Raw genomic sequence first — 5,692 nt, forward strand, 5'->3', positions numbered from 1 at the left:
ACTTATGCCTACTGGTGGATTCGTCAGGGAATTACACGGGCGATCGCTACTTCTAGTCGCACCATCCGCCTCCCTGTCCATATTACCGAAAAGTTAAACAAAATCAAAAAGGCTCAACGCAAAATTGTTCAAGAGGAAAGGGCGGTTTGATGAGAATTTCTTCGTTGACCTGCCTACTGAGTTGGAACGCTGCCAGATTCTCAAGATTCATTTGGAACGGTTTGGTATAGAAGTTCCACAGGAATATTTAGAGGCGATCGCTGCTGGCACCGACAAGTTTAGTGGTGCTGAGTTGGAAACCCTGGCATCAGAAGCAGCACTACTGGCTTTCGATGAGGGAAGACCTCAGCAGGTCACACTGGCTGATTTAGAAAATTGCTCTTCAAACATCACCCCGTTAGCTGTTCAAGATGCTGCTGCTGTTGAGCGGATGCAGTCTTGGTCAAAGATTGCGCGACCAGCTTCCAGTCCTGTGCAGGTGTCTAAGAAAGGTCTTCGTACTTCTAGGTTCCGTACTAATTAGGTATTTCCAAATTAGTAATGATTTGAAGCTTTTGTCAAATGAACATCTGTTGTTGAGATATTCATTTGACATGGCAATACTTTACTCTAAATTATGTCAAAAATATGGAAGTTTACTTAATATTTGTAGATGCTGCTCAGAACAGTAACAAATTCTGGAGTGCAAAAGTTGAGCAAAGCAATCTAACTGTTGAGTGGGGTAGGGTAGGCTACAAATCTCAGCAAAAAGTTCACTCTTTCGGTAATTATCAACAAGCAGTTTCTAAATTCCACAATCTCGTGGCTGAGAAGAAAATGAAAGGCTATCGAGAAAGCCAACCTCAAATTGATAGTACTTCTGATTCTCTAGAAATCAAAAGAGCTATCCAATTACTGGAGATTTTGCGTCCTTATGTAACACAAAGACAATTTACCAATAGAAATTATCTAGAGACATTAAACCAATATTTGAAAATAGTTCCTACACCTTTAGGAATGAAAATAGACCCGTCTCGAATATACCGCGATGTCGCAGATATTGAGCATCAACTATCATTGCTGAACTCTTTGCTGGAAACTGATCCTATGCTGGGTGATAACACTACTGAAGAATCTGCTAATAACAGCAAAGTCATCAGTTTAAAAAGCATTGGAAAGAACTTTTGGAGGCATTTGTAGAACTTAATAATTCAGGAGCAGAGCCAGATACTCCGAAAGCTACGATCAGAATAAAGGCTTATCTGAGAGCCGTTAAATAGGATATATCAGTAAACTTCCGTATGTCTCACAGAGTAAAAGCATCTGATTCAAAACTTCACATCCTTTATTTTCTGCTATCGCAGTCACCTTTCTAACAATGACGCAACCAGAAATAAATTATCATGACTCAAACAGCATCGAAACAAAGGGTAAAGCCTGCCAATCAGACAAAACAAACAAGTGTAGCTACTCCTAAAGGTGAAAATGAAGTATCAGCAAATATCCCAGAAATATCTACAGGTAAAAAGAAAAAATCTACATCTCCAGATGCTGATACTTCAACTGAGCCTATCTCAAATAAGCGTACTAATAAACGTTCTGCCAAATCAGAATTAAACTCTCAACCACTTATAGAATCAGGAATGGAGGTAATCTGCTCACAAACTAAATTTCACGATGCACTTTCTTTAGTTAGTTGTGCTACCCCAGCTAAACCTACCCATCCTATTCTTGCTAATGCTTTAATCATTGCAGATATCGAAACACAACAGATACATTTAACTGTTACTGATTTAGCATTAACAATTCAGGCAAGTTTTGAAGCCCAGGTTTTGTTTAAGGGTGAAATTACTGTGCCAGTGGAAATGCTATTTGAGATAGTTAAGCATTGCCCTAATGGTAATATTAGCCTCAGTAGTCAGACTCAGATTATACAGCTTAATGATGAGAATAAGCAAACAAAAATCTGCTCTCTGGGTTTATCTGATACTGATGGAAAATATGAAATTAGAGGCATTAGTGCTGAAGAATTTCCACCTAGTTCTACAATTGATGCTACTCCCATTCCTCTGCCAACAACAGTTTTCAAAGATGGTTTGAAAGGTGTGATTTATGCTATTAGCACTGATGAAAATAAATATATCTTGACCGGAGTTCATATCCAACTTACACAGGAGAAGTTAAAGTTTATTGGTACTGATGGGCATCGAGTCGCAACCACTGAACTTTCAACTCAAGGAATTGGTAGAAAACCCCGCAAACAAGTAGAATCTTCAGAGATACAATTTACTATTCCTGGTCGAGTCCTCAAAGAACTAGCGCGTAACTTGGATGATTCTGTCGAATTCATTAATTTGTTGTATGATGCCCAAAGTAATCGCTTGGGTTTTGCTTGGCAAGATATTATCCTCAGATGTCAATGTTTGGAAGGAACTTACCCTGACTGCGAACAGCTATTGGCAAGATTTAGCTTTGACCGAGAAGTAATCCTAGAAAAAGCATTCTTAGTCAAAGCATTAGAACGGTTAGCTGTGTTAACAGATAAAAAAGAGAAAGGTATTTATTTACAGTTTGATGGAGCTTTGCAGCAGCTACGATTATCAATTGAACGGGAGTTTGGCAAAGGTGATCAAGTTATTCCTGCTCATCTACCATCAGAAATGTCATTGAATATTCAGTTTAACCTCAAGTATTTAGTAGAAGCAGCCAAAGCAATTCCTAGTTCCGCTATCAAAATGCACTTGCAACAATCAGATCATCCTGCCATGTTGGTTCCTTATGGAGATAGACCAAATCCAGAACTGCAAATGGAAATGCGTCAATTCTTACTGCCACTGTACACTCTAAATGCTTAATAAATGTTAATCGGAATCTTGAAGTTTTGTAGGGTGTTTTGGATACGAGTGGTGTTTATTTTAGACGGGGATTTGAGGAACTCTGGACAAAACTGACAATATGAACGAAAATCCTCGATTTTGACAAATAGAAACTGTGCATTTTGGCGGTAGATATCCGACTATTTACCGCCAAAATACCAAATTTATCCAGTTTTATCAAGAAAAAATGAAGTAAAGCAGAGTGCAATAAGGAAAGATAGAAAAGTATGTTTTAGAATCTAATTGTTACCTAATATGGTAAACACTTTACAATCAGAGTATTACTCAATAGTTCCACCATGCCAGCAAAAGACATATACCATAATGAAGTCAAAAACGCATTGATAAAAGACGGTTGGACTATCACAGATGATCCTTACTTTATCAAATATGAGGATGCTGAACTCTACGCCGACCTAGCAGCAGAAAAACCAATCGCCGCAGAACGCCAAGGACAGAAGATTGTTGTAGAAATCAAGAGCTTTGTGGGCAAATCGCTGATGTATGATTTTCATAATGCTTTGGGACAATACATAGTCTATCGGAAACTCATTCAACTTACCGAGCCAGAATATAAGCTTTATTTAGCTGTTGATGATGTTGTCTATGAGAACTTTTTTCAACGTAAATCTGTACAAGCAGTCATCAATGAAAATCACCTGCTGTTAATAGTTGTAAATACAGAAAAGGAGGAAATTCGGCAATGGATAAGCTAGAACAATATCGCAATGCTATCAAGAAAATATTGACTGAGTATTACGAAACTACTAATACTCAAGTTATAAAAGATGCAGGAGTTGAAGTAAGCGATCGCTTGGCTTTTGATGAAACAAGAGATCAATATCTTTGGTTTAGGTTTGGCTGGGATGACAAAAAGCAGATACAATATATTATCATCTATCTCTGCATTAAAAACGGCAAAGTTTGGGTGGAAGAAGATGCAACTAATTTATGCGTTGTTGATGATTTGCTATCAGCCGGAATACCCCAGGGCGATATTGTTTTGGGTTTCCATCATCCCAGTAAACGAGGTTTAACAGAATTCGCTACTGCTTAAGGAGGCAGGTAAAAAATAGAAATTTAGCGTTTTATGAGCCAAGGATATGAATTCTAAAATTGCTATAGCTCGGTTGTAAATTCCATAAACTTCTCCACCTGTTTCAACGTTTAAATAATTAGGCGTACTCAACTTCTGCTATCGGTAAATCCTGCTAGGAACGGTTGAGCAAATCAGCCTATTTTGGAGTCAAAATTACACCCCCTTAACAGGGGTAAGGGCGGCAAATTAAGGTTAATGAATCCTATGTCTACAGTTGCCCTACATCAAAAATATCGACCCCAGACAATAGCCGAATTAGTTGGACAGCCCTACATCAAAACTGCTCTGACTAATGCTGTAAAATACCTGCAAATTGCACCAGCTTATTTATTCACAGGTTCTAGAGGCACAGGTAAAACTTCAACTGCTCGGATATTTGCTAAATCCCTCAACTGCCTCAACAGTAAAAAACCAACTGACCAACCTTGTGGTATTTGTCAATCCTGCCGTTCAATTGAAACCAGTAATAGCCTAGATGTCAGTGAAATTGATGCTGCTTCTAATAATGGTGTAGATGATGCCCGTGCTTTAATTGAGCGCAGTACCTTAGCACCTGTTGCAGGACGTTACCGAATTTTTATTCTCGATGAGTGCCATTGTCTAACCGGTAACGCCTTCAATGCTTTACTTAAGTGTATTGAAGAACCGCCACCTCATGTTGTTTTCATTCTCTGCACAACAGAATTGCACAAGGTGTTACCTACCATTGTCAGCCGTTGTCAGGTGTTTAATTTCCGCACTTTGTCTGTTCAGACAATTGTGCAGCACCTCGGTATTGTAGCAGATGCAGAATCTATTTCTATTGATGATCAGGCACTAACAGCGATCGCTCGACTCAGCGATGGTGGACTCAGAGATGCACTGCAATTACTGGGTCAGGTGAGTCTTTTAGATGAAGATATCACTGCCAATCATGTCATGGAAATTGCTGGTGGTGTTACAGAAACAGAATTAATGTCAATTTTACAGGCAATATCCACGAACAACACCTTTAGCTTGCTGCAAGTAGCTAGAGAATTATTAAGAGGGGTACTGAAAGTAAGGATTTACTGCTAATAATTCTTAGTGTTAGCAGGTTATTTAAGTTAACTTAATCAACATAAAGTTGACTGAGAGTTTTGGATTTTGGATTGTATATTTGATTTCAGTCTAAAATCCAAATTAACTAATAATGATATTAGTATCTAACAAAACTTTCGCAAGTTATGTTTCTCATTTTAGGAATAGGACGTGCTGGCTCTCTTGAGAATATTGGTATCAAGTAAGTATTTCAAGCTCATAGCTCAATTTCTCTTTCCACACTGCGATCTCGTAAGTCAGCGAAATCATCATCAGTAAAGATAATCCCCTCGCTTTGGATTACGCTTCTAAATTTTTGTAATCCCTCCCAAAAATGATCCCTTCTAGATTCCTCATTTTTTTTACGGAGAAACTCAAACAAATAGTCCCGTTCTTCTGTGGGTAAACTTTCAATAGAATTAATAATTTCTTGTAAATTCATCATATAACCTCCTAATCAAGTAAACCCTACCTTTGCTAACTCTATTTTAATCTCTAAATCCAAAGCCTCAGCCTCTTACATTTAGCCAATTTCCGCAAAAATTATGATACAGGGCGCAGTGGCTCCCCAACCTTGTATCTTAGAAACAGATACCTCGAAGTCGTGTTGAAGCACTTGAAAGTCGTGTTGAGGTACTTGAAAGTCGTTTTGAGGTACTTGAAAGTCGTTTTGAGGTAC

The 5,692-nt window shown here is 38.4% G+C and carries 6 protein-coding genes and 2 pseudogenes; 7 read left to right on the top strand and 1 reads right to left on the bottom strand.

Annotated elements, in window-relative coordinates:
- From LC574_RS23415 to dnaX, 7 genes and pseudogenes are all read left to right on the top strand, one after another.
- Positions 1-135 (top strand): annotated as a pseudogene (locus tag LC574_RS23415) (RNA polymerase sigma factor, RpoD/SigA family); the annotation flags it as partial.
- Positions 128-523: pseudogene (locus LC574_RS38200) on the top strand (ATPase); the annotation flags it as partial. The pseudogenes LC574_RS23415 and LC574_RS38200, both read left to right, overlap by 8 nt.
- Positions 524-627: 104 nt before the next feature.
- Positions 628-1,179: a WGR domain-containing protein gene (locus tag LC574_RS23425; RefSeq protein ID WP_229455969.1), complete on the top strand. Its 552-nt coding sequence runs from the start codon at positions 628-630 to the stop codon at positions 1,177-1,179.
- 203 nt (positions 1,180-1,382) lie between these two features.
- Positions 1,383-2,834 (top strand): DNA polymerase III subunit beta, encoded by a 1,452-nt coding sequence (gene dnaN / locus LC574_RS23430; protein WP_229455970.1) that lies wholly within the window; start codon positions 1,383-1,385, stop codon positions 2,832-2,834.
- Between the two features lie 320 nt (positions 2,835-3,154).
- Positions 3,155-3,571, top strand: coding sequence for a XisH family protein (locus LC574_RS23435; RefSeq protein ID WP_162398235.1), 417 nt, complete (start codon positions 3,155-3,157; stop codon positions 3,569-3,571).
- Complete coding sequence (locus LC574_RS23440; RefSeq protein WP_229455971.1) at positions 3,559-3,912, top strand: XisI protein; 354 nt, start codon at positions 3,559-3,561, stop codon at positions 3,910-3,912. The genes LC574_RS23435 and LC574_RS23440 overlap by 13 nt, the downstream gene beginning before the upstream one ends.
- 246 nt (positions 3,913-4,158) lie before the next feature.
- On the top strand, positions 4,159-5,010 hold the full coding sequence (dnaX, locus tag LC574_RS23445) for a DNA polymerase III subunit gamma/tau (protein WP_229455972.1): 852 nt from the start codon (positions 4,159-4,161) through the stop codon (positions 5,008-5,010).
- A 220-nt stretch (positions 5,011-5,230) separates the two neighbouring features.
- Here dnaX and LC574_RS23450 read toward each other — a convergent pair whose 3' ends face one another.
- Positions 5,231-5,458: a hypothetical protein gene (locus LC574_RS23450; protein WP_229455973.1), complete on the bottom strand. Its 228-nt coding sequence runs from the start codon at positions 5,456-5,458 to the stop codon at positions 5,231-5,233.
- Positions 5,459-5,692: the final 234 nt, after the last annotated feature.

Origin of the sequence: Nostoc sp. CHAB 5715, from assembly GCF_020829685.1 — a bacterium.
Taxonomy (GTDB): domain Bacteria; phylum Cyanobacteriota; class Cyanobacteriia; order Cyanobacteriales; family Nostocaceae; genus Nostoc.

Excerpts from the sequence above, each read along its gene's own strand:
- LC574_RS23435 (WP_162398235.1), top strand. The coding sequence starts at position 3,155 with ATGCCAGCAAAAGACATATACCATAATGAAGTCAAAAACGCATTGATA.
- LC574_RS23450 (WP_229455973.1), bottom strand. The coding sequence starts at position 5,458 with ATGATGAATTTACAAGAAATTATTAATTCTATTGAAAGTTTACCCACA.
- dnaN (WP_229455970.1), top strand. The coding sequence starts at position 1,383 with ATGACTCAAACAGCATCGAAACAAAGGGTAAAGCCTGCCAATCAGACA.
- LC574_RS23440 (WP_229455971.1), top strand. The coding sequence starts at position 3,559 with ATGGATAAGCTAGAACAATATCGCAATGCTATCAAGAAAATATTGACT.
- dnaX (WP_229455972.1), top strand. The coding sequence starts at position 4,159 with ATGTCTACAGTTGCCCTACATCAAAAATATCGACCCCAGACAATAGCC.
- LC574_RS23425 (WP_229455969.1), top strand. The coding sequence starts at position 628 with ATGGAAGTTTACTTAATATTTGTAGATGCTGCTCAGAACAGTAACAAA.